Below are 23,937 nucleotides of genomic sequence, written 5' to 3'. Positions count from 1 at the left end.
GTGTGGACACTACGCTAAGAGTGCTCGTCGATTCTTTTGGTAAGGAGGTGATCCAACCGCAGGTTCCCCTACGGTTACCTTGTTACGACTTCACCCCAGTCATGAAACACAAAGTGGTGATCGCACTCCCGAAGGTTATGCTAACCACTTCTTTTGCATCCCACTCCCATGGTGTGACGGGCGGTGTGTACAAGGCCCGGGAACGTATTCACCGCAGTATTCTGACCTGCGATTACTAGCGATTCCGACTTCACGGAGTCGAGTTGCAGACTCCGATCCGGACTACGACATTCTTTAAGGGGTCCGCTCCACATCACTGTCTCGCCTCCCTCTGTAAATGCCATTGTAGCACGTGTGTAGCCCTACACGTAAGGGCCATGATGACTTGACGTCGTCCCCACCTTCCTCCGGTTTGTCACCGGCAGTCTCCTTAGAGTGCCCAACTAAATGATGGCAACTAAGGACAAGGGTTGCGCTCGTTGCGGGACTTAACCCAACATCTCACGACACGAGCTGACGACAGCCATGCAGCACCTGTGTCTGAGTTCCCGAAGGCACCAATCCATCTCTGGAAAGTTCTCAGCATGTCAAGTGTAGGTAAGGTTCTTCGCGTTGCATCGAATTAAACCACATGCTCCACCGCTTGTGCGGGCCCCCGTCAATTCATTTGAGTTTTAACCTTGCGGCCGTACTCCCCAGGCGGTCTACTTATCGCGTTAGCTTCGCTACTCACAACTTAAAGTCGCAAACAGCTAGTAGACAGCGTTTACGGTGTGGACTACCAGGGTATCTAATCCTGTTCGCTACCCACACTTTCGCACATGAGCGTCAGTCTTTGGCCAGGGAGTCGCCTTCGCCACTGATGTTCCTCCAGATATCTACGCATTTCACCGCTACACCTGGAATTCCACTCCCCTCTCCAAGACTCTAGTCTGCCAGTTCTAAATGACCGTCCCAGGTTGAGCCCAGGGCTTTCACATCTAGCTTAACAAACCGCCTGCGTGCGCTTTACGCCCAGTAATTCCGATTAACGCTTGCACCCTCCGTATTACCGCGGCTGCTGGCACGGAGTTAGCCGGTGCTTCTTCTGTGGGTAACGTCACAGCTAACGGGTATTAACCGTTAACCTTTCCTCCCCACTGAAAGTGCTTTACAACCCGAAGGCCTTCTTCACACACGCGGCATGGCTGGATCAGGGTTGCCCCCATTGTCCAATATTCCCCACTGCTGCCTCCCGTAGGAGTCTGGGCCGTGTCTCAGTCCCAGTGTGGCTGATCTTCCTCTCAGAACAGCTAGAGATCGTTGCCTTGGTGAGCCTTTACCCCACCAACTAGCTAATCTCACTTGGGCCTCTCTTTGCGCAAGAGCCCGAAAGCCCTCGTTTGGTCCGTAGACATTATGCGGTATTAGCCACCGTTTCCAGTGGTTATCCCCCTCGCAAAGGCAAGTTCCCAAGCATTACTCACCCGTCCGCCACTCGTCATCATCTAGCAAGCTAGACATGTTACCGTTCGACTTGCATGTGTTAGGCCTGCCGCCAGCGTTCAATCTGAGCCATGATCAAACTCTTCAATTAAATATATCGAAAATTTTTATGAATCGTCGGTTGACACTCTTAACGAGTGCCCACACAGATTGTCTTGTTATAAATTGTTAAAGAACATTTTGACAGCCGGCATGCCGGCTGGCACGCTTTTCGAAGTAAACTTATGTTTATTCCTACTTCACGTTTTGCTTCGTTTCTTCCCGAAGCGGGATGCGCATTCTACGCGTTTCGTTTTTTGCGTCAACCCTTTTTTGAAAGTTTTTTCTAAAAGCGGTTGAGGCTTAAAACCGTTACCAGCGTTGCTCTGGAGCCTGACTGGAAACCCTTCTTCAGTGTTGCCGTTTGGCCTGTCCCGTCGAAGTGGAGCGCATTCTACATGAGCCACTAAAACGGTCAACCCCTTTTCTTTCTTTTTGAGCATCTTTTCTAAAAAACTGCATCAAGTGTCCATTTTTCCAACAAAAGCTGTGCTAAACTCGCTTTTTAGTCTACATCAGTAACAGATTGTTGTTCAATTTGTTACAAGTGAGTAAACTATCGACAGCCTCCAAGTATCATCTATAACAATATAAAGGTAGGTTTATGAAAGTTGGCTTTATTCAATGCACTATTGTTAGTGTAGTTATCGCCGTTATCGGCTATGTGGTATTTTCATCTTTGGATATGGAAACAAACGTACCACTGGCTATAGCAGCTTCTTTATTAATAAGTGGCATTGTTTCTCCTTACATCGCTTCTCTTTTCAGTTCGTCCACCAGTGGTGTAGAACAAGAGCAGGCAACCGGAGGAGAAACCGCAACGCTTTATGTAGGTAATTTACCTTATAAAGCAAACGAAGATGCCGTCAAAGAGTATTTCAGTGGCTTTGTTCATGTGCAATCCGTACGACTTATGAAAGATCGTCGTACCGGCAAACGCAAAGGGTATGGATTTATTGAGGTGGTTACCACCGATGTTGATAAAGCCATTACCGAACTGAACGACAAAATCTTTTTGGAACGAACCTTAAAGGTTCGTCCCGCCAAAGAAAAAGGCGACGAAGAATAGCAATGATAAAACCTGGGTCCTCCCAGGTTTTTTTTAACCGGAGATTAATCGGCTTCTACGGCCTGAATTATCTTTTGATTAAACTGATTAAAGCGGTTGATGGCACTGATAAGATCCGGCACATGCACATCGTGCATGTGATTGATGATCCCCTGGACCAGATTACTGAATTCCTTTTCACCCGCCAAGGTTGCTTTAGCCTGCTCCTGAGTGCTCAATGCCTTTTCCACATACTCTGCTATGGCCGCGTTTTGATGGGCATTGTCAGGTTTTTCTGTGAGTTCCTGCACACTTCCATAGGCTTTAGCCATACTTGAACTTTGCGACTGAGTTAATTTAAGAGCAAAGCCTGCCAGCGACGCTTTGTCAAACTCCAGATTTTGAGCCTGCTCGAAGGCTTTGTCGATGTCACCGTCAAAGAACAACTCGGTCAGCTCCGTAGTACTGTTAATAAGCTGAGTGATGCTTTTAAGTTCCTGCTCATTTAAATCACCGTCTACCGAAAAGCTGAAGTGACTGGTGGTTTGCCACTGTACATTGGTGTAGGAACCGCTATTCACAGCACCCACGGTATTGTCGGTAGTACCGGAGTCTGTATATTGTCCGCCTTGCTGGTAGTCGTACCGCTCATAGCTGGCCCGCCGGGTATCGCCGAACCGTATCGATACTTCATCGCCCTCACGGGTCCGAATCACCAAATCGCCGCTGCGCTGTTGCTGTTGCGATAACGCCATCGCGTTAACCTGTAAGTTACTCAGCGGGTTGGCACCTAACACTTCTTCTTCCAGGGTCCCCATCTGCTCGCCGATTAACGCCTCACTTTTGTTTATACCCAGATTTATATCGTCATTCAGCCATTGGCCCAAATCCTGACGAGCCATTGCAATCCCTTTAGCAACGCCTTCTCGCGCTTGTCCAAATAAGTTCTGCAGCTTTTCATCAGGTGCGCCACCAGCCGCGGCCCCTCGGATGACCCCGCCAACAAAGCCCATGACATTGCGGGCTACTTTTTCAAAGTCGAACATGCTGGTTTCTTCCGGCAGGGGATCGGGCTTGCCAGGACGCTGGCCATCCACCACCAGATTTGCCGCCATCGACTGACTGACGACTTTGTAACTTACCCGATTCTGGGACGCGGTCATCGTGACCGAGGTTTCCTGCTGGCTGAATTGAGCGGCCTGCTGCAACCCCTGTTCCTGCAACTGCTTTCTGTGTGTCTTCACCGGATCTGAAATGGTCTTAGGGTCGGCGACAGTATTATTAAACTTATCTACATTCATGGCTAGGTCCTCACTCCTCTCACCTTTTGTTATCGGCCGCCTTACGTCATTGTTTAATTTTAGTACAATTCATTTTATAAAAGCCGTTGCAGTGCGTATAAAAGCCTCTACAATTCGGCTCCTTTATTTTTCTGGCAGTTGGGAGAACACGCATGGCTGAGACCGGTAGTCGCGAACAGTACACGATTGAATTACAGCAAAAGCACGACCGCTTACAATCCCTGTTGGGCCCGTTCAATGCGCCTGACATTGAAGTTTATGCTTCGCCGCACGAACACTATCGGGTACGTGCTGAATTCAGAGTGTGGCATGAGGGTGATGATTTATACCACATCATGTTTGATCCCCAGACCAAAGACAAATATCGGGTTGATCAATTCCCTGCGGCCAGCCAAACCATTAATGCCGCGATGCAAAAGGTGATGGCCCTGCTTAAAGATAATCCGGTGATGCGCCGCAAATTGTTTCAAATAGATTATCTGAGTGGGCTGAGTGATGAGCTGGTGATCAGTTTGCTTTATCACAAACCGTTAGATGACGAGTGGCGGCAGGCTGCGACTCAATTGCAGCAAGCACTCAGCCAATATTTCACAGTCAATTTAATTGGTCGTGCCCGAAAACAAAAAGAAGTGATTGGTAATGATTTTATAATCGAACAATTGCCGGTTAATAACCGCACTTATGAATTTAAACATATCGAAAACAGTTTTACCCAGCCCAATGCCCGGGTGAATTGCGAGATGCTTGAATGGGCATTGAAGGTATGCGGCGCGCCCGAGCGTGACTTACTGGAGCTTTACTGCGGCGCGGGCAACTTTTCTCTGCCTATGGCCAGTCAATTCCGCAAAGTGATCGGTACCGAAATTGCCAAACCATCGGTAGCCGCTGCGCAGTTTAATATTGCCCGCAATAATATTGAGAATGTCGATATTGTGCGCTTGGCCGCAGAGGACTTTACCGCGGCGATGCGCGGCGAACGGGAGTTTACGCGCCTGGAAGGCATCAATCTGAGTGAGTATGACTTTGCCACTGTGCTGGTCGACCCGCCCCGGGCCGGTCTGGATGACGAATCGCTAAAAATGATTCAGGAGTATGAAGAAATTGTGTATATCTCGTGCAATCCGGAGACCTTAAGCCAGAATCTGACGCGTTTGTGCGAAACCCATACTATCGAAGCGGCCGCGCTGTTTGATCAGTTTCCGTTTACTCATCACATTGAAACCGGGGTTAAATTGGTGCGAAAACCAGCTTAAACCGTTTTTGAACCGGCCGGGGCGGCTTCCGGCCGGGCCTTATTCTGTGCCACCCGCTCTGCGTAAGCCGCCGCGCCAAGCTGCACAAACCGCAGCTGCGCCTTTACCCGCCGCCCGATTTCACTGCGCATTGAGGGCTCTGCCTCTAAGGTCTCAGCCCCTGCACTGAAGACCAACCTTACCATTGCTTCGGCCTGTAAACTTGCCACCCCATGATCAATAGCCTGACGTTCGACAATATAATCAGCCAGCTCTTCTACAAAATGTTGGATTTCACGCAAAACTGCCATGCGATAGGCTGCAGAGGTGCCGGTATGTTCACGCAATAACAATCGAAACACATTGGCATTATCACAAATAAACTCAATAAAGGTATCCACTGAGGTATCGATAACCCCACCCCCAGAGTCAATCCGGCTTCGAGCCTGTCGCATCAATTGTCGCAATGCCAGGCCCGCTTCATCCACCAGGGTTAAGCCCAGCTCATCCATATCTTTAAAGTGACGGTAAAACGAAGTCGGTGCAATGCCAGCCGCTCGGGCAACTTCACGTAAACTTATCGCCGACAGACTGCGGTTGTCATCCAGTAAACTAAAGGCCGCTAAAATAATACTCTGGCGAGTTTTTTGTTTTTGTTCCTGTCGACTCAAATTAACCTCCTGAAGATCAAGAATAGTTTACCTCAATCTATTACAAAGCTCGACCACGGATATCTCTCTGTTTAGCCTGATAATTCCAAAAAAACTGCTATTTGGACATCAGTTAACCGGATATTTATGCCTATACTTTATGGTGAAATGACGCCGTTTTACTTTACTAAGACGATTTTTCCCGCTAAATTAGCGTACAGTTGTAAGCTGAGTTGTGATTAATGAAAAAACCACCCATTATTTTGACAAACGCTCTGGTATTTATCATCACCGGAGCTATCGCATTTATTGGCGTGCCCCTTTGGGCTGCCTACATTGGCTTTGATGCCGTTGAAATCATCACCGCCGTGGTACTGTTTTATTTTACCGGTATGTCGATTACTGCGGGTTATCATCGGTTGTGGTCGCACAAAACCTATGATGCCAATATCGTGGTGCGGGTTGTACTGGCAATTGGCGGGGCAATGGCTCTGCAAAACAGTATTTTGCATTGGTGTTCTGATCACCGCATTCATCATCGTCATGTTGATGATAATGACAAAGACCCCTACTCTGCCCGTAAAGGCCTGTGGTTTGCGCATATTGGCTGGATGCTTCGGGAATATCAGTCGCACCGGTACGATGATTATCGCAATTGTAAAGATTTACAAAAAGATCCCGTGGTGATGTGGCAACACAAATATTATTTGCCCATTGTGCTGGCTTCTAATTTTGGTATCACTGCCTTATTAGGCTGGTTGAACGGGGATATTCTGGGCATGATTTTATTTGCCGGGGTGTTCCGTCTGGTAATGGTTCACCATGTGACTTTCTTTATCAACTCGCTGGCCCACTTCTGGGGTCGCCAGCCGTATACTGATAAAAACACCGCACGTGATAATGGCGTACTGGCCTTTTTCACCTTTGGTGAAGGCTACCATAATTATCATCATATCTTTGAATATGACTATCGTAATGGTATTCGTTGGTATCAGTTCGATCCGACCAAGTGGCTGATCCGTGGGTTATCGTTTGCAGGCCTAACCTACAATCTACGCCGGGTGCCTGAAGAACGCATTGAAAAAGCAAGACTGGCGATGCAGCTGCAGCAAACCAGTGCAAAAGTGTCCCAATTGCCGAATGCCGAAGAAGTGATGCAAAAAATCCAGGAAGAGTACGACCTGCTGATGCAACGTATGTCAGATTACTACACGGCGAAAAAGCGGCTGATGAAGGTCAGACAAAAATGCATCAAGCGTAGTATGGATCGTTTGGAGTTAGACTTTCATTATAAAGAGTTAAAGTACAATTTGGCCTTACAACGGGAAAAGTGGTTACAGCTCCAAAACACCAATTTTGCTTTGGGCTAAGTTCATCTTATCCCCCATGTACAGAAAAGGCGCGTTGCATAACGCGCTTTTTTTTGGACCGTCGGAAATGAGCTTTTCATCGTGCCCCAAAGTATAATCGTAATGGGAAACAAATCTGGGGCCTGAGTAAAATATTCGAATCGCATTTGCGTTTCAGGGGTTTTGAACAACACTTAGTATGAGCGGCGCAATGCCGACATTCATGCTTTACAATAAGCAATTGCACTTTCGTTGTGTTGTATAACAGGGAGTACGATGGCAAGGACACCACCATGACCAATGATGCTTTGTTTAGCTTTGCTGAAGAAATCGAACCCTCTTCTTTATCCTCAGTGACCGCTCCCGAATGGTTAATCCTCAGTGTCGAAGATGATGCTGGCTACCAACAGTCGTTATCCCTGGGCCTGAAAGGCCTCACTATCAATAATGCGCCTATTCGTTTGCTAACGGCCAATTCTGCTGCACAAGCGGCCAAAGTGATTGCCGAACACGACAATATAGCTGTGATTTTGTTAGATGTGGTGATGGAACACGATGATGCCGGTTTGTTTTTGGTTAATACCATTCGCAACGTCATCGGCAATGAGCTGGTCAGAATTGTATTACTTACCGGTCAGCCAGGACTCGCGCCTCGGTTTGACACTATGCGTGACTTCGATGTTAATGAGTATTGGAACAAAGTTGATCTTACCGCTGAAAAGCTACGCAGTGTCGTGACCAGCAATGTAAAAACCTGGGATAGTCTGCACGAACTTGCTGTGGCCAAACGAGGCCTGCAAATGATTGTGGATGCCTCCAGAAGTATCACTGCCCGTCAGGAAATTCACAGCTTTGCAGATACCGTACTGCAGGAAATTGCCCATATTATTGGTGTAGAAGAAAGTGGCGGAGTTGCCTGTATTCACTATCCTCAGTCAATGTCGGTAAGTTATAGTCCTATCGTGGCATCCAGCGGCGAGTTTAGCGATCACAAAGCGACAGCGCTGAACGAATTGCTTGGTACACTGGATGAACGTGAAAGGCATCAGCTACACCACAATGTAGAACGAGCCGTGGTGGAACAGGAACATCAGTTCGGTACCCAATGGACGGTGTTGTATTTTAGTACCCAGGAGGTGGATAATCGCCGTTATCTGATTGTTGTCAAATCCGCTGTGGCATTACAGGTCAGCCACATCACCCTACTGATGGTATTTAGTCAGAATATTGGCAATGGCTTCACTAACCTGGCATTACTGAATAAACTAACTTCGCTGGCCTATTACGACACACAGCTGGCAATTCCTAACCGAAACTGGCTGGAGCGCGAGCTGCAAACCACTTCCCAATATGAACGCAATATCTCGGCGTTACTGTTGTTTCGGGTCAATGACTATTTTACCAGCGAGATCATGCTGGGGAGCGACTTCATGCAGACCATGATGAAGAGCTTACTGGAGCGGTTAAGACGGCAACTGCCGGAGCACCAGGCCATTGTTCGTCTGGAAGAAGACTGCCTGGCCGTGTTAATAGCAAAAACTCAAGCGCCCGATACCACCAGCCTGCGCGCGGTTACTGAGCAGATACTGGTGTTAAACGGAATTGATCACCGAGTATTATTATCAGTGGCTTATCTTGATATGAGCCTGGTACAAGAAGAAGACGCTGAACAGGCTATACGATTAGCCGAGGCCACTCTGCATGAGACCAATCGGCATGGCAAAGCTATCGGTTATTACAGCACCCACTTGTTACAGGCGCTGGAAAATCGCTATACCCTGCTTAAAAATCTGCGTGAGGCATTAAGTAACAAAGAACAGCTCAAAGTATACTATCAGCCAAAATTCGACCTGGTCAGCGGCCGGGTGTGTGGGGCTGAAGCCCTCGTTCGCTGGCAGTATGATGACAATACCCTGCTCCCCCCTGATCGGTTTATTCCGCTGGCCGAGACCTCAGGGCTGATTACCCAAATCGATACGCAGGTAATGGCTACGGTGTTTGACCATTTGCAGCAGCTGCAATTGCTTAATTGTGCCTTACCGGTTTCATTTAATGTCTCAAATATGGATTTGCTGGCGCCTGATTTTATCCTGGCACTCGAACATCACCTGAATACCAGCAATGTAAAATCCTCCTTGCTGGAGATTGAGATAACCGAAACTCAGGCGATGCAAAACTATCAAAATGTTACCGAAATACTGCATAAACTGGTAAAAATGGGTGTGACCGTGAGCATTGATGATTTCGGGACCGGCTATTCCTCCCTCGCTCATTTTACCAAGCTGGCTGCCACGGTATTAAAAGTTGACCGAAGCTTTGTCACTCAATTAGACGGTGACGATACCGGCAATGCTTTGGCGGTAATAAAAATGGTGAAAAATTTTGCCGAACAATTTGGTGCAGTGGTCGTGGCAGAAGGCATCGAGACCGAACATCAGCGTGAAGTGCTCACCCAGAATGGGTATCAGGTGGGTCAGGGCTTTTTGTTTTCAAAGCCCGTGCCCTTTGAGCAGCTGCGCTCCATGCTGACTCAGCTGCATTAACGGTGCGGCCGCTACGTGCATCGATATTACGCCTATTTTGCTCAACAAACCCGGTTATGGTGGTGGGTAATATGTATTCTGGTAATGGCGTTTTTGGCGGGTTTTGTCCAGTTTGAAAAAACCCTGCAGAGTCAGCTTGAACAATTAGAAACCGAACATATCAACACCCTATCTTCGGCCAATTCATTTTTTAGCCGGGAATTGGGCGACTTGCGCAATAGTATGCGTTTATTGGCTTCACATTTGCAGGACCTGATTACCCATCCTGAGGTGGATAGCGATGTGCCCGCCATATTCCAACGCCTGGGCGGGACTTTGCCTAAGGTCTCGCAAATACGCTGGCTGAACCAGGAAGGCAATGAGTTGTTTCGCACCGACTTTGACGGGCTCGAAACAAAAACCGTGCCCAGGGAAGCCTTACAGAATAAACAACACAGAGACTATTTCAAAAAAGTCAGCCAAACCCTCCCCGGCCAACTGATGCTTAGTCGTATCAGCCTGAATATAGAAAATGGCCAGGTTATCCGACCTTTTGAGCCCACCGTTCGCGCGTTGATTCATAGCCCGGCGGGACACCCTCTTGGAGAGGGATTTCTGGTGGTTAATTTTCGGCTGACGTCCCTGTTTTCCTACCTTGCGACGTTAAGTCAGAATACCACTCAATTAATGATTGCCTACGGCGACCGTAGCTGGCTGCTGCATCCTGAAAAAACCTTTGAATGGGGCGCGGATGTGCAATCCCGCTCTGCCAGTTTGCCCCAGAACAATCCGATGTTGTGGGAACAACTTGATGCCAGCCCAGCCGTCTCGGTTAAACTGGCGGACGAAAACCATGTGTACAGCGTGAACCATACCCGTATTCGGTACAGCGAAAAGAAAGACGACAATGAGAAAGTTTTTTTTATTGCGCGCACGCCGTCCACTTATTACCGCCAAATGGTTGATAAGGCTCTGCTCCCCGCGGCCGTTACCGGACTTCTGGTGTTTTTTCTGGGCTGCATTTTATTATACCGGGAAATTTCATTAGGGCTGGCGTTACAGACCCTGGCAGAGGCATTAAATCAGGAAAAAGATGAACTGGCCGAGACCCTCACTGTGCAACAACAATTACGTGAAGAGCTCGTGGAAATTGAAAAAATGGCCTCACTAGGGATGTTGGTTGCCGGGGTGGCGCACGAGATGAATACGCCGTTGGGCGCGGCGGTGATGTCGGTCAGTGATATTCAGAGCCGGCTGGAACAGCTTCAATTGGAGATTGAACAAGGATTGAAAAGATCCGCCTTGGAACAGTTTCTTTCGGCCAGTGCTGAATCCACCTCTCTGGCGTTGTCTAATTTACAGCGCGCCAGTCAGTTAATTAAACACTTCAAGCGCCTGGCGGTGGATCGCACCAACGAAACCTGCTCCCAATTTAATCTTTACCAATCAATACATGACTTACTAAGAGCCATGCAACCTCAGCTCAAGCAACAGCAGGTCAATACAGAGGTTATTTGTTCAAAAACCATCTACATGCACAGTTTTCCCGGCATCTTATCGCAGGTGCTGCAAAATCTGCTCAACAACTGTATGCATCATGCTTTTGAAGGAGTGAGTAACCCTGCTATTACCATCGAAGCACATCAACACGACAAATGGGTTACACTGACGGTTACCGACAACGGCCGGGGCATAGACGAGCGAGTGCAGGATTCAATGTTTGAACCTTTCATTACCAGCAATCGCCACCAGGGCAACACCGGATTGGGTCTGCATCTGGTACACCAGTGGGTATGTCAGCTAATGGAAGGCAAGATTCAGGTGCATGCGCCAGCCACCGGAGGCACCCAGTTTCAGCTAATTTTGCCCCTTCAGGTCACTCAGCATAGCTGATGGCGGTCTTCATCAAAGCTTTATTCCCTGCTGAATATTGCTACACTCATGCTCGGCTATAGAATAAAAACTGCCCGTTTTTTCTCTATTTAGCGTACGTACCCTGATTCTTATTGATGCAATACAGCGAGTATCCTCTATGACCAAAAAAAACCGTGAAAAAAAATCATCGCCTCCTGAATATCAGTTTGATGCGGTCGTCATAGGCACCGGCCCGGGTGGTGAAGGTGTGGCTATGCAGTTGGCCAAAGCGGGCAAAGACGTAGCGGTGGTGGAACGCTACGAGGCGGTGGGGGAGGCTGCACCCATTGGGGTACCATTCCATCAAAAGCCCTGCGCCATTCCGTCAGCCGCTTGATTGAATACAACAACACGCCGCTGTTTTCCGAGAATCATATTAACCGCAATGTAAGCTTTTCTGAAATCATGCGCCATGCCAGTGGGGTTATTCAAAGCCAGTCCAAGTTACGTTCTTCGTTTTATGATCGTAACCGGGTTACCCTGTTTTATGGGGAAGCCCGGTTTGCTGACAATCATACATTGCATATAGCCCGTAACGACGGTTCTCATGAAACCGTGACGGCACGTCAAATTGTCCTGGCCACCGGTTCGCGCCCTTATTGTCCGGCAGATATCGACTTTACCCACCCACGCATTTATAACTCTGACACCATTTTGAATATGACGCACGACCCAAAATCCATCATTATTTGTGGCGCCGGCGTGATTGGTTCAGAGTACGCCAGTATCTTTCGGGGTCTGGGAGTGAAAGTTGACCTGGTCAACATGCGCGAGCGGTTACTGTCGTTTCTGGATGCGGAGATTTCTGACGCTCTGAGTTATCACCTTTGGAACAACGGCGTGGTGATACGAAACAATGAAACATACCAATCGGTCGAAGGACGTGATGACAGTGTTATTTTAAATCTGGAGTCTGGCAAGCGTATGCGGGCAGACTGTTTATTGTTTGCAAATGGACGTACCGGTAACACTGATATGCTCAACCTGGATACGGTCGGTCTGAAGGCCGACTCCCGGGGGCAAGTATCAGTGAATGAACATTATCAAACCGAGGTGGACAATATTTTTGCCGTGGGCGATGTCATTGGTTATCCCAGTCTGGCGTCGGCCGCATACAATCAAGGCCGCTTTGCAGCCGAAGCAATGCTGGAAGGCAAAGCCGACTCCGGCCTGGTAGAAGATATCCCCACCGGGATTTATACCATCCCGGAGATAAGCTCAGTGGGTAAGACCGAACAGGAGCTGACTGAGATGAAGGTGCCTTACGAAGTCGGCCGGGCCCAGTTCAAACATCTGGCCCGGGCGCAGATCGCGTCCACCCAGGTCGGCAGCCTTAAAATTTTATTTCACCGCGAAACCAAAGAGATTCTTGGTATTCACTGTTTTGGTGAGCGCGCTTCTGAAATTGTGCATATCGGGCAAGCGATTATGCAGCAAAAAGGGGAAGCCAACTCACTCGACTATTTTGTCAACACCACCTTCAACTACCCCACGATGGCCGAAGCCTATCGGGTAGCGGCGTTAAATGGCTTGAACCGAATCTTTTAGCGTCGCCCCAACCCGCCACCGGATTGCCGCCTGCCGCCTTTTTCAGGGGCTAGGCAGTGATCTGTGGCGCGCTGTTTTTGCTATTCAATACCACAGCACTAAGATATCCCGGTAACACCAGACCGACGAGTACCAACGGTAGGGGCAATATGGCATCAAAGCAGCAACACGACGAATTTACCCGCCTGATGACGCGAGTACGACAATGTACCGTGTGTCAGAGTGAACTCCCCCAGCCACCCAGGCCAGTGCTTGCGGCCTCGCCTGACAGTCGTATCATTGTTATTGGTCAGGCTCCCGGAATTGTGGCCCACGATACCGCGATGCCGTGGAATGATCGCAGTGGCGACCGGCTGCGCAATTGGATGGGGGTCGATCGCGAGACATTTTACAATACCAATCTCATTTCACTCATTCCCATGGGCTTTTGTTTCCCCGGCTATAAAAATGGCGCAGATGCTCCGCCCCGTAAGGAATGTGCTCCTACCTGGCATCATCTTCTGATGGCCAATATCCAGCCCGAGCTGGTGCTATTGGTGGGTCGCTATGCCCAGCAATATTATTGTAAGGAATATAGAACATTAACGTTTGGAGTAGAAAAGGAAGCTCAAAAAGACAGTAAGTTTATGATATTGCCCCACCCCTCAGGTCGGAACAATCGCTGGCTGCGTAATAACAGCTGGTTCGAGGCTTCGGTGGTACCACAGCTTAAATCCCGGGTCGCCGACTTGTTGTCGGCGTAGCCGTATCAGCCAGTATGGGACTCTAAATAGGCGGTAAGTTCGTCAAATGGCATCGGTTTGGCGTACAGGTAACCTTGCGCTTCCATACAGCCCAATTGCTTCATATATTCAGCCTGATCTGGCCGTTCAACGCCTTCGGCGATGGTGCATAAGCCCAGTTTAATCCCCAGGCTTACAATGGTTTCTGCAATCACCGCGCTTTTGCCAGGCTGAATATCATTTACAAAAGAACGATCAACCTTAAGACGGTCTAACGGCAATCGCTGCAGATAACTCATAGATGAAAACCCGGTGCCAAAATCATCAATGGCAATGGCTACCCCGAATTGCTTGAGACTGGTCAGCGCATCAATGACAATCTGTGGCTCATCCATCACCACACTTTCGGTAATTTCCAATTCAAGCTGTGCTGGAGGACATTCAAAGCGGGTCAGTGCCTGTTTGATCTTTTGCACAAAATAACGATCGCGAAACTGCGGCATAGAAATGTTCACTGCCACCCTGAGCCCCGGATAGCCGCCCTGATTTAAGCTTTGAATACGTCGGCAGGACTCTTCCACCACCCACTGCCCAATGTCCACTATGAGTCCGGAATACTCGGCCAAAGGAATAAACACCGTCGGCGGGATAAAGCCACCTTCCTCATCCGGCCAGCGTAACAGACTTTCCACCCCGACTACCTGTTCGCTAGTCAGGTCGATCTGCGGCTGAAACCATAGCTGCAATTTGCGATCAGCAAAATCATTGCGCAGCCGGCGAATCATATTCAACTGCCAGGTGGTACGCTCTTCTATCTCAGGGGCATAGTATTCAAAATTATCATGATGATGCTTTTTGGCCCGGTTCAGCGCAATATTGGTGCGCTTTAAAATGTCCAGACCGGAGTCACCCTGCTGGGCAATTTCGTAAAACCCGATATGCACATTTAATGGAATGGTGTGATCCAACGCCTGAAATGAGGATTGAAACAAACTATTAATCTGTTCAGGGGTGATTTTTTCGGCAGGACCAATCAGGCCAAAAACATCACTGCTGATACGTGCTTTGATCACCGGTGCCTCAAAAAATGAACTCAACCGGGTGGCGACCGACACCAACAGCGCATTTCCTGCATCTTGCCCTAAGCCATCATTAATATCAGAAAAGCGGCTGATATCGATGAGGGCGACGACTTTAGTAAGCGGATCGCCTGCGGCAGGTTTTTCAAGTAAGTTGATAAACTCATTACGATTTGGCAGCAATGTTAACCAGTCCCGAAAGGCCGCATTGCGCAACTGTTGAAACAAATGTACGTTTTCGTAACCGATCGCAATACTTGATAAAAACACTTCCAGCAACTGTTTGTTGGTATCGCTCAGTTCATGGGCAAGGTTTACATACACGGCGGCTTCGAAACCGGCCCGATTCAAGTAAAGGACCGAGAATCCATCATCAAAAATGTGTGTTTTCTGGCGCAGGCAACGCTGTATATTTTCTGCAATCGCCGCGTTATTCAGTCGGGTCACCGGCTGATTGATTAGGTTGGCAAAGTCACCTGCCGCGCCAAGCACATACACGGTATTGGCATCTTTATCGATAAGAGAGCCGGCTTTGGCACAGACCAGTCCTTCAGCCTCTAACCCCAGTAACGAGCTAAGCTGGATGACGACCCCTTCACAAAAGGCTTTTATCGAATGCTCTTCAAGCAGATTTGCTGAAGCATCAATAATTTTCTGCAACCCCAAACGACTCTGGTTGATGGTGACGATATGCTGGTAAGAACGTATTGAGGTAATGACCGTGGTCAACAGACGACTGCGGGTGAGTTCCGTTTTTGTTTTGTAATCGTTGATGTCGTAATCGGTAATAATGGTTTGTTCGGGGGCATAACCAGGCTGGCCGGTACGCAGCACGATGCGGGGTTCTTCCAGTTGCAGGGTTTCACGCAGATATTTTACGACGGTAAGGCCGGCATCTTCCGACTCCAGAACCACATCAAGCAGAATGAGCGCAATTTGCGAACCATGCTGAGATAAAATAGCCCGGGCCTGACTGGCAGAATAAGCATGCAAGAATCGCAGTTGCCGATTGTTAATTACTACCTGAGACAGCGCCAGGCGCGTAACAGTATGTAATTCTTCATCATCATCAACCACCAACACATTCCAGAACTTTCCTGGCGCGACGTGATCAGACCGCGACCCATCCTCATCCAAAAAGGTAAGTTCATCGTTGTCGTAGTGAGTGTTTGTCATTGTCGGAGAATCCTTACTACCGCAATAGCCAATCGTACGCTTCATACTGAAAATTGCAAAGACCTTGCGTGGGTGCAATAGTATCAGCATGACAAATGCCGGCGCCGACGGTTACTCAATACAGCACCATTATCATGAAGATTACCTCCAATACGTGCAATCCCGAAGTTTCGCCCACAAAACATCGTTCTACTTTAGTCGATAATTCAAAGCTTCGTGAGCCCCAATCCCCAGTCGATGCAGGTGATAAAGTGTCACGGGCAGAACTTATCCAGCGTTTGTTTTTACGTGCCGGGGTGCAACCTTCCAAACCAACAAGCGATGTTCGAGAACGCCAGGCGGCGGTAAACCGACGCAAAGAAGTCGTCCAACTACACAAGCTGGAAAATCTGCAGGCGATACTGGACATTGCCACCACCATCAATGTTGGTCAGATAAACGAAGAGGAAATTGATCCCGACTGGTTTTTTGCGTTTGTAGAGTTAGCAGAAAATGTCTACTCGGCGGCAATGCAGGAGTTGTGGGGGAAAATTTTGGCGGTGGAGGTCGCCAGTCCAGGCAGTTTTTCGCTACCGAGCCTGCATATTATCACTCATCTGACACAACGGGAGGCGGCATTGTTTGCCCGGGCAGCCAGTATGGCGATGCGCAACCATGATCATATTCCGCGTCTGATCGTCGGTTATCATCAAAAACGCACCTGGTTCGGATTGTTTCAGCCTGCGGCTACGCCGCCGATGAATTTGGCACAGTACCAGCTTTCGTACCCGGATCTGCTAACACTGATAGACCTTAAGTTGATTTTCGCCAGTGAGATTGAAAGTTCGGAGCTTACGGTGAACCAGGGCTTCAGCTGGAGGATGGGTAATCAGAGGTTATCACTTACAGCCAGGCGTCCGGGGCTGGCGCTGGTGTATTACAAGTTTACCTATGTGGGGGCGGAGCTGGCCAAGTTAATTTCAAAAACCGCGGCGCCAGAATACCTTGAAGGATTAACCCGGCATCTGGCACCGCATTTTGAACTCACCAAAGACGGCTAGCCGGGACCAGACACCCGCGGTTGTTTATGAATCAGTAATTAAATTCCATCACCAAATTCGTGCAATCCACATTCACGTTTGAGGCCAAAGAAGCGGGTATCCTGCTCGCTCATGCCTTCCTGTAGCGATTGGGTAGTATGCCAGTCGCCGATAGAGACATAGCCCTGTTCCCAGAGCGGGTGATACGGCAAATCATGCTCTTTAAGATAATAATGCAGATCTTTATTGGTCCAGTCGATAATCGGGTACAACTTGTACTGGCCTCCGACCTTTTGCAGTACCGGTAACTTTTCGCGACTGTCAGACTGACTCCGGCGCAGGCCGGCAAACCAGGTCTGTGCCTCCAAGGCTTGCAAGGCTCGCTGCATGGGTTCGACTTTGTTCATCCGATTGTATTTTTCAATACCTTCGACGCCCTGCTCCCACAAGCGGCCATAACGAGCTTCCTGCCACGCTGCCGACAAAGGCGCCTGATACACATGCAGATTCAATTGTAACTGCTCGTGAAGCTCATCAATAAAACCATAGGTTTCCGGAAACAGGTAGCCGGTATCGGTCAGCACCACTGGTATATCTGCTTTTGCCTGCGTGCTCAGGTGCAACATCACCGCCGACTGTGCCCCGAAGCTCGAAGACACGATATGCTCACCCGGCAGATACTTAATGGCCCAGGCAATACGTTCGGCCGCACTGCGTTCATCCAGCTGCTCATTGACCTTCGCCACTTCGTCAGCAGACGCTTCCAACGAGAGCGGTTTATCGATATCGGTGAGAATATTAGTCATAGAAATCTCTTGCTGAGTCCACCACAGGCTTAACAATACCGGCGCGAACCACATAATCACCAAAGGCCTCACCGGCTTCACGCTCGCCGGCCCAGCGTTCTATTAAGCCATCAAGCTCGGCAAAGATTTCATCTTCGCCAATATTTTCGCGGTACATTCTTGGAATGCGTGTGCCTTCCCGATCGCCGCCAATATGCAGATTGTATTTGCCAGGCCCTTTACCTACCAAACCAACTTCAGACAGCATCGCCCGACCACAGCCGTTCGGACAGCCGGTAATACGAAAAATAATACTGTCCGAGCTCAGGTCATGTTTCGCCAGGAGTGACTCCATTCGTTCGATGGATTCAGGCAAATAACGCTCGGCTTCGGCCATCGCCAGCGGACAGGTGGGCAGTGACACACACGCCATGGAGTCCAGACGCTGGGAGGACACATCGTCTTCGATGAGTTTGTGCGATCGCGCCAGCGCTTCAATACGGGCTTTGTCATCGCCGGCCACGCCGGCCACAATCAGGTTCTGATTCGCGGTCAGACGGAAGTCGCCTTTATGAATTTTAGCAATTTCCAAACAGCCGGTTTTCAATGGTTTACCGGGCTTATCGATGATACGGCCATTTTCGATGTACAGGGTAAGATGGTACTTCCCATCAATGCCTTCGACCCAACCGAACCGGTCACCGCGACTGGTAAACTCATAGTCACGGCTGGGGCCAAAGGTAACCCCTGCCCGTTTTTCCACTTCTGCTTTGAAGTTGTCTACCCCAACCCGTTCCAAAGTATATTTGGTTTTGGCATTTTTACGATTGACCCGGTTGCCCCAGTCACGCTGGGTCGATACCACCGCTTCGGCAATGGCCAGCGTATCGTTGACGCTGATAAAACCAAAATCATCGGCTTTGCGCGGGTAGGTTGAAGTATCCCCGTGGGTCATGGCGAGGCCACCGCCCACCAGCACATTGAAGCCTATCAGTTTGCCCTGCTCCGCAATGGCGACAAAGTTCAGATCATTGGCATGCACATCAACATCGTTTTGCGGGGGGATGACCACCGTGGTCTTAAACTTACGCGGCAGATAATTGTCGCCCAGAATCGGCTCCACGGTATCGTCGGTGCTTTCGATTTTTTCACCGTCTAACCAGATTTCAGCATAAGCCCGGGTTTTGGGCAGCAAATGCTCACTGATTTTTTTGGCCCACTCATAAGCTTCCAGGTGCAGCTTTGACTCCACCGGATTCGAGGTACACAACACATTACGGTTAACATCACCGGCGGTAGCGATAGAGTCGATCCCCACCTTGTTGAGGGTTTGATGCATCAGTTTGATGTTAGGTTTGAGCACTCCATGAAACTGAAAAGTCTGGCGGGTCGTCAGACGAATGCTGCCATAAAGGGTATGCTCTTGCGCAAAGCGATCAATTTCCTGCCACTGGGAGGGGGTAATTATTCCGCCCGGCAAGCGCGCCCGTAACATGACATTGTGCAAGGGTTCCAGTTTCTGCTTGGCGCGCTCTGCGCGAATATCCCGGTCATCCTGCTGGTACATACCATGAAACCGGATCAACTGAAAATTGTCGGCCGTAAAGCCACCGGTCAGGTCATCTTTCAAATCCTCGGCGATGGTCCCGCGCAGATGTTTACTTTCGGCTTTCAGGCGTTCGTTGTCAGCCAGTTTGCCTTCAACGATAAATGGAGATTTTTCATTGCTCATTAATAGACATCCTTCTGATAACGTTTGGCTTTGCGTAAGGCGACAAGATAGGCCTTAGCATCTTTTTCACTCTTATTGCCATATTGCGCGATAATACTTAGCAAGGCGGCTTCTACATCTTTGGCCATATGCATAGCGTCACCACACACATAAAAATGCGCGCCCTGCTCCAGCCATTCAAAAACCTGCTCACCCTGTTCGAGTAACCGGTGTTGCACATACACTTTTTCGGCCTGATCACGGGAAAAAGCCAATGTCACTTTATCCAGCAATCCGCTTTTCACATACCCCTGCCATTCCACCTGATACAGGAAATCCTGAGTAAAATGAGGGTTTCCGAAGAACAACCAGTTTTTACCCTGGGCGTCCTGCGCATCACGTTCCTGCATAAAGGCTCTGAACGGCGCAATCCCCGTACCCGGACCGACCATGATAACCGGCGTGTCGGGGTTGTCGGGTAAGCGAAAGTTATCGTTTTGTTCAACAAAGACTTCCACTTCGCCACCCTCGCTCAGGTGTTCGCATAGGAAGCCTGACGCGCCGCCCTGGTGACGTACACCAAAGGCTTCGTAATCCACATGAGCCACCGTCAGGTGCACCTCATCCTCAACCTCTCGCTGACTTGAGGCAATGGAATACAGTCGGGGGTCAGTGGCCGTAATGCGTCCACTAACTGTTGAGCGCTTACTGAGCCGGGATGGTCACGGACAATATCCACAATCTGACGTTCGGCCATATAGGTACGCAAGGTGGCTTTATCTTCCAGCAAGGCCGCCAGACTTTCGGCGCCGGTGGCCGCCTGATAGGCTTTGATAAAGTTAGGATAGCTTAAGGTCAGCTCCAGTTTATCCGTCAGTGCTTCTGTCAGTGACAGGGTTGAATCAGCCACCGTCACCATGTCTTCGCCGTTTAGCTCTAATAGGGTCAATAATTCGGTTACCAGCGACGACGAATTTTTAAACCACACGCCCAGCGCATCCCCAGGTTCATAGGTGATACCCGAATCTTCCAGACTGATTTCAATATGGCGGATGTCTTTCACCGAGTCACGCCCGGTCAGCTTCTGTGCTTCGAGCAACGAGGCCGCAAACGGTGCTTTCTTGGTGTAGGTGCTAGTGGCGCCCGAGGTCACTGCCGCCCCGGTTTGCGCCGCTACAGCCTGGCCGGCCGGCGCTTTAGCAAAGTCGTCTTTCAGGCTGGCAATAAGCTTTTCAGCAAAGCTTTCTGCCTGGGCTTCATAATCTACATCGCAATCTTCACGGGGAATGATGGCCGTGGCCCCCTGCGCAGCCAGCCGGCTGTCAAAATCCTTACCGGTCTGACAGAAGAATTCATAGCTACTATCGCCTAACCCCAGTACCGCGTAGTTAAGGTTATTCAGCTTCGGGGCTTTTTTACCCCCTAAGAATTCGTGTAATTCAATCGCATCATCCGGAGCATCGCCTTCTCCGTGGGTACTGACATAGGCTACCACGTGGGTTTCGGCTTTAAGCTGACGAGGCTTGTAGTCGGCCATACTGATGAGCTTGCTGGTGTAACCAGCCGCTTCCGTTTTGGCCTGAAGGGCCTGGGCCAGATGCTTAGCATTGCCGGTTTGCGAACCGTACAAAATGGTCAGGGTGGGTGCACTTGTATCTGCCACCGGCCCAGTAACCGTAGCTGGCGCTGCGGCGCCTTCGGCTGAGGCTGCCATACCGGCCATGTAACCACTTACCCAGGTCAGCTGATCGCGGTTTAAACCTGCAATAGCCTGAGTAATCGCATTCCACTGTTGTTCGTTGATCACCGCGGGCGGTGTTGTATTCTGATTAGGATCTCGTGACATAACTCGTTAGCCTCAATTTGATGTGCTTAGGCTAACGAGTTTATTTACGAAGAGAAAAGAATTATTCTGCCTTTTTTATTACCTAAAGTGATTAGGCCTAAACTTTTGGGTCTAGAAGTGCAGTTCCAGACCGGCAAATGCACCATCATAAGACAGGTCTGCATAAACCCCATCTAAATCTTCGATATCCATTTCAACACTGCGGTAACCCAGCTGCAGGGTCATATCCACGGCCAGACTTTCGATAAATGAATAGGTCAGGGCCAGTTGATAGTCGCTGAAAGTGTGATCATCAAATGACAAATAACTGCCCTCGGCATAGGCGCCTAAACCGGTAAACGGTAAGCCCACCTGCACCCGGGAATAAGCCATGGGGATGACCCCGGAAAAGTCGGTAGCGCCGCGGGTGGCAGTGGATTCTTCGCGCACGTTCAGAACACCATCAACATACTTACCGTTAATGCCCAGATCAAAACTCACCAGGTCGTTATCAAACAGTTCGTAGTAAAGAATAATATCCGTGCTGTTTAAATCGATGCCGGTATAAACCTCGCTGTCAGCGGTGTACAGATCGCCATCGAAGGTAAAGCCGGCGTCCAGCTGTGTGTTGCCCTGCGTATCCAGCGAGGTGTAGTTCAGTTTGATATTGGGTACCAGAGGGACCGGGTGCTCAAACGCCACATACCCAGAGGACTGAGTTTCATCTGACAAATTGAAGTTGGCGGTATTGTTGTTATCGGCAAATCCACCATCGGTGGCACTTCGCCATCCCTGCGCTCCAACATACACACCCGCAATGGTATCGGCCATTACCGGCGTGGCGGCAAATGAACCTGTTAAGACCAGGGCCATAATGCTTTTTTTCATTGTTTATCCTTGATTCATTAATTCTGAAAGTTCAATAAGTGCAGCATTTGCACGGGAAATATAATTGGCCATAACCAGCGAATGGTTTGCCATCATGCCAAAGCCACTACCATTTAGAATCATCGGGCTCCAGACAGTTTGCTGAGTAGCCTCAAGTTCCCGAATAATCTGGCGCAGACTCACCAATGCATTTTTGTCTTCCAGGACATCGGCAAATTCAACTTCAGCAGCTTTGAGGTATTGTAGCATGGCCCATGAAGCACCTTTAGCTTCAAAAAACACATTATCCAGTTTCCACCAGCTGGTCTGAATATGGCTTTCTGACACCTGAGCTTTGTTTTTGGCATTACGCTGGCCGGCCATATCCGTGTTGATACGCGCCGATCCCACACTCGCGCTTAGCCGCTGCGAATAGCTTCCCAGGCGTTTTTCTACCATTTTCAGCCATTCGCGCAGGTTATCCGCACGGGTATAAAACTGACTGCTGCGATTTGCCGGATCTACCAGTTCTGCACGGTACTGGTACACCAGATCGATACCTTTACGATAACTGGACTCGGCGGCAGGAAACATCCAGTTTTTATGATCCATGTTGAATTGCGGCACGGCTTTGGAGATGTGCTTGTTTTCTACCGATTGGGACTGCGAGCGACTAAAATCCTTGCGCATCGACATTGCCAGGTCCCGGGTCATTTCCAGCACCCCGAACTCCCAGGCGGGCATATCGTCCAACAGCACGCCTGGCGGCATGACATCATTCGACAGATATCCCCCGGGCTTATCTAACAGGGTTTCGGCCACCAAAATCATCGTAGTGGTCATCGTATACCCGGGTACCTCGGTGTGCTCACGGCTTTGGGCTTGCGCAGCTACCCTTTTCTTAACATCAAAAGTAGACGGGGAAAGACTCCAGTACCAGCCAATTATCCAGAAAATAACCAGTAGCAAGGCCACGGCGGCCCCGATACGTTTAACATTTAAATGCTGTTTAATGCTCAACTTTGCTTTCCTTATGGTTGATAATGAAAGCCACCAGCATAATCAAATACGGGTGGCTTCCAAACAAATTTTTCGGGTTACTGATCACATTAAGGGCTGGCGCGATGAGATGTTGCCGAACGGTTGCTGGCACGAACCATCATCACCAGGGCAACCACCAACAATACCGGCCAAAACAAACCAATACCGAAAACCAGCAACCCTGCGGCGGCGGCCATAACCCCAAGAATAAGCGCGCCGACCATACTGATCGCCACTATAAAGCCTATTATTGCAAACACAACTGCGAGCACTAAAAAAACCACCAGGCCATCAAGCGGGGTCATCAGCTGATCACTAAAATGGATGGAAACATCCAACCAGCGCTCTATTGCGCCCCCCAGTGCCCAGGCCGCTAATGCAGCAATAACGATGGCAATGAATAAATTTTTCATTACGACCACCGTGGCAAGATAATGACCGCTGCCAGATAGGCTACCAATGTTAATGCAGGCATCATACACAGGGCGACCACCGCTGCGATCCTAACCCACAGCGCATCGATACCAAAATAACGGGCCAGTCCAGCACATACGCCGCTAATGACCGACTGGCTCATTATGCGGTGAACACGTTTATCAGAATGCACAGTTTTCATCATTGTAC

At 49.3% G+C, this 23,937-nt stretch carries 16 protein-coding genes, 1 rRNA gene and 2 pseudogenes; 8 read left to right on the top strand and 11 right to left on the bottom strand.

Going from position 1 to position 23,937, the window contains the following annotated elements; all coding sequences use genetic code 11:
• Positions 1 to 40: 40 nt before the first annotated feature.
• A 16S ribosomal RNA gene (locus IT774_RS02510) occupies positions 41 to 1,576 on the bottom strand.
• Positions 1,577 to 2,128: 552 nt separating this feature from the next.
• Between IT774_RS02510 and IT774_RS02505 the strand changes: the two genes are divergently transcribed.
• On the top strand, positions 2,129 to 2,593 hold the full coding sequence (locus tag IT774_RS02505; protein ID WP_195811191.1) for an RNA recognition motif domain-containing protein: 465 nt from the start codon (positions 2,129 to 2,131) through the stop codon (positions 2,591 to 2,593).
• Positions 2,594 to 2,637: 44 nt separating this feature from the next.
• Here the strand turns inward: IT774_RS02505 and IT774_RS02500 are convergent, their stop codons facing one another.
• Positions 2,638 to 3,873 (bottom strand): DUF5610 domain-containing protein, encoded by a 1,236-nt coding sequence (locus tag IT774_RS02500; RefSeq protein ID WP_195811190.1) that lies wholly within the window; start codon positions 3,871 to 3,873, stop codon positions 2,638 to 2,640.
• Between the two features lie 152 nt (positions 3,874 to 4,025).
• Between IT774_RS02500 and trmA the strand changes: the two genes are divergently transcribed.
• Entirely contained in the window at positions 4,026 to 5,126 is a 1,101-nt protein-coding gene (trmA, locus tag IT774_RS02495; protein ID WP_195811189.1) for a tRNA (uridine(54)-C5)-methyltransferase TrmA, read from the top strand.
• Here trmA and fabR read toward each other — a convergent pair.
• Entirely contained in the window at positions 5,123 to 5,776 is a 654-nt protein-coding gene (gene fabR, locus IT774_RS02490; protein ID WP_195811188.1) for an HTH-type transcriptional repressor FabR, read from the bottom strand. The two genes, trmA and fabR, sit on opposite strands and share 4 nt — an antisense overlap.
• A gap of 221 nt (positions 5,777 to 5,997) precedes the next feature.
• Between fabR and IT774_RS02485 the strand changes: the two genes are divergently transcribed.
• The 5 genes and pseudogenes from IT774_RS02485 (at position 5,998) to IT774_RS02465 (ending at position 13,831) form a co-directional block, all read left to right on the top strand.
• The gene (locus IT774_RS02485; protein ID WP_195811187.1) at positions 5,998 to 7,125 is read left to right on the top strand and encodes an acyl-CoA desaturase; all 1,128 of its coding nucleotides are present in this window, start codon (positions 5,998 to 6,000) and stop codon (positions 7,123 to 7,125) included.
• A 272-nt stretch (positions 7,126 to 7,397) separates the two neighbouring features.
• Positions 7,398 to 9,647 (top strand): GGDEF/EAL domain-containing response regulator, encoded by a 2,250-nt coding sequence (locus IT774_RS02480; protein WP_195811186.1) that lies wholly within the window; start codon positions 7,398 to 7,400, stop codon positions 9,645 to 9,647.
• Positions 9,648 to 9,662: 15 nt separating this feature from the next.
• Complete coding sequence (locus IT774_RS02475; protein WP_195811185.1) at positions 9,663 to 11,519, top strand: sensor histidine kinase; 1,857 nt, start codon at positions 9,663 to 9,665, stop codon at positions 11,517 to 11,519.
• Positions 11,520 to 11,658: 139 nt separating this feature from the next.
• Positions 11,659 to 13,088 (top strand): annotated as a pseudogene (gene sthA / locus IT774_RS02470) (Si-specific NAD(P)(+) transhydrogenase).
• A 149-nt stretch (positions 13,089 to 13,237) separates the two neighbouring features.
• The gene (locus IT774_RS02465) at positions 13,238 to 13,831 is read left to right on the top strand and encodes a uracil-DNA glycosylase family protein (RefSeq protein WP_195811184.1); all 594 of its coding nucleotides are present in this window, start codon (positions 13,238 to 13,240) and stop codon (positions 13,829 to 13,831) included.
• A gap of 5 nt (positions 13,832 to 13,836) precedes the next feature.
• Here the strand turns inward: IT774_RS02465 and IT774_RS02460 are convergent, their stop codons facing one another.
• Entirely contained in the window at positions 13,837 to 16,065 is a 2,229-nt protein-coding gene (locus IT774_RS02460) for a bifunctional diguanylate cyclase/phosphodiesterase (protein ID WP_195811183.1), read from the bottom strand.
• 251 nt (positions 16,066 to 16,316) lie between these two features.
• On the opposite strand from IT774_RS02460, the gene IT774_RS02455 reads away from it, so the two are divergent.
• A complete protein-coding gene (locus IT774_RS02455; protein WP_195811182.1) occupies positions 16,317 to 17,105 on the top strand; it encodes a TIGR03899 family protein in 789 nt (262 codons plus the stop codon).
• 38 nt (positions 17,106 to 17,143) lie between these two features.
• Here IT774_RS02455 and IT774_RS02450 read toward each other — a convergent pair whose 3' ends face one another.
• The 7 genes and pseudogenes from IT774_RS02450 to IT774_RS02420 form a co-directional block, all read right to left on the bottom strand.
• Positions 17,144 to 17,890, bottom strand: coding sequence for a phosphoadenylyl-sulfate reductase (locus IT774_RS02450; RefSeq protein ID WP_195811181.1), 747 nt, complete (start codon positions 17,888 to 17,890; stop codon positions 17,144 to 17,146).
• A complete protein-coding gene (cysI, locus tag IT774_RS02445) occupies positions 17,883 to 19,601 on the bottom strand; it encodes an assimilatory sulfite reductase (NADPH) hemoprotein subunit (RefSeq protein WP_195811180.1) in 1,719 nt (572 codons plus the stop codon). Before cysI ends, IT774_RS02450 begins: the two co-directional genes overlap by 8 nt.
• A pseudogene (locus IT774_RS02440) lies at positions 19,601 to 21,426 on the bottom strand (assimilatory sulfite reductase (NADPH) flavoprotein subunit). Before IT774_RS02440 ends, cysI begins: the two are co-directional and overlap by 1 nt.
• A gap of 111 nt (positions 21,427 to 21,537) precedes the next feature.
• Positions 21,538 to 22,293, bottom strand: coding sequence for a TIGR04219 family outer membrane beta-barrel protein (locus tag IT774_RS02435; protein WP_195811179.1), 756 nt, complete (start codon positions 22,291 to 22,293; stop codon positions 21,538 to 21,540).
• 3 nt (positions 22,294 to 22,296) lie between these two features.
• The gene (locus tag IT774_RS02430) at positions 22,297 to 23,286 is read right to left on the bottom strand and encodes a DUF2333 family protein (RefSeq protein ID WP_195812185.1); all 990 of its coding nucleotides are present in this window, start codon (positions 23,284 to 23,286) and stop codon (positions 22,297 to 22,299) included.
• Between the two features lie 95 nt (positions 23,287 to 23,381).
• Complete coding sequence (locus tag IT774_RS02425; RefSeq protein ID WP_195811178.1) at positions 23,382 to 23,726, bottom strand: hypothetical protein; 345 nt, start codon at positions 23,724 to 23,726, stop codon at positions 23,382 to 23,384.
• Positions 23,726 to 23,932 carry a PspC domain-containing protein gene (locus IT774_RS02420; RefSeq protein ID WP_232365094.1) on the bottom strand — a complete coding sequence of 69 codons (207 nt, stop codon included), beginning with the start codon at positions 23,930 to 23,932 and terminating at the stop codon, positions 23,726 to 23,728. The genes IT774_RS02425 and IT774_RS02420 overlap by 1 nt, the downstream gene beginning before the upstream one ends.
• Positions 23,933 to 23,937 lie beyond the last annotated feature (5 nt).

It is taken from the genome of Salinimonas marina (assembly GCF_015644725.1).
Lineage (GTDB): Bacteria > Pseudomonadota > Gammaproteobacteria > Enterobacterales > Alteromonadaceae > Alteromonas.
The sequence above is the reverse complement of the archived record's forward strand: the minus strand, read 5'-3'. Positions and strand labels throughout refer to the sequence as shown.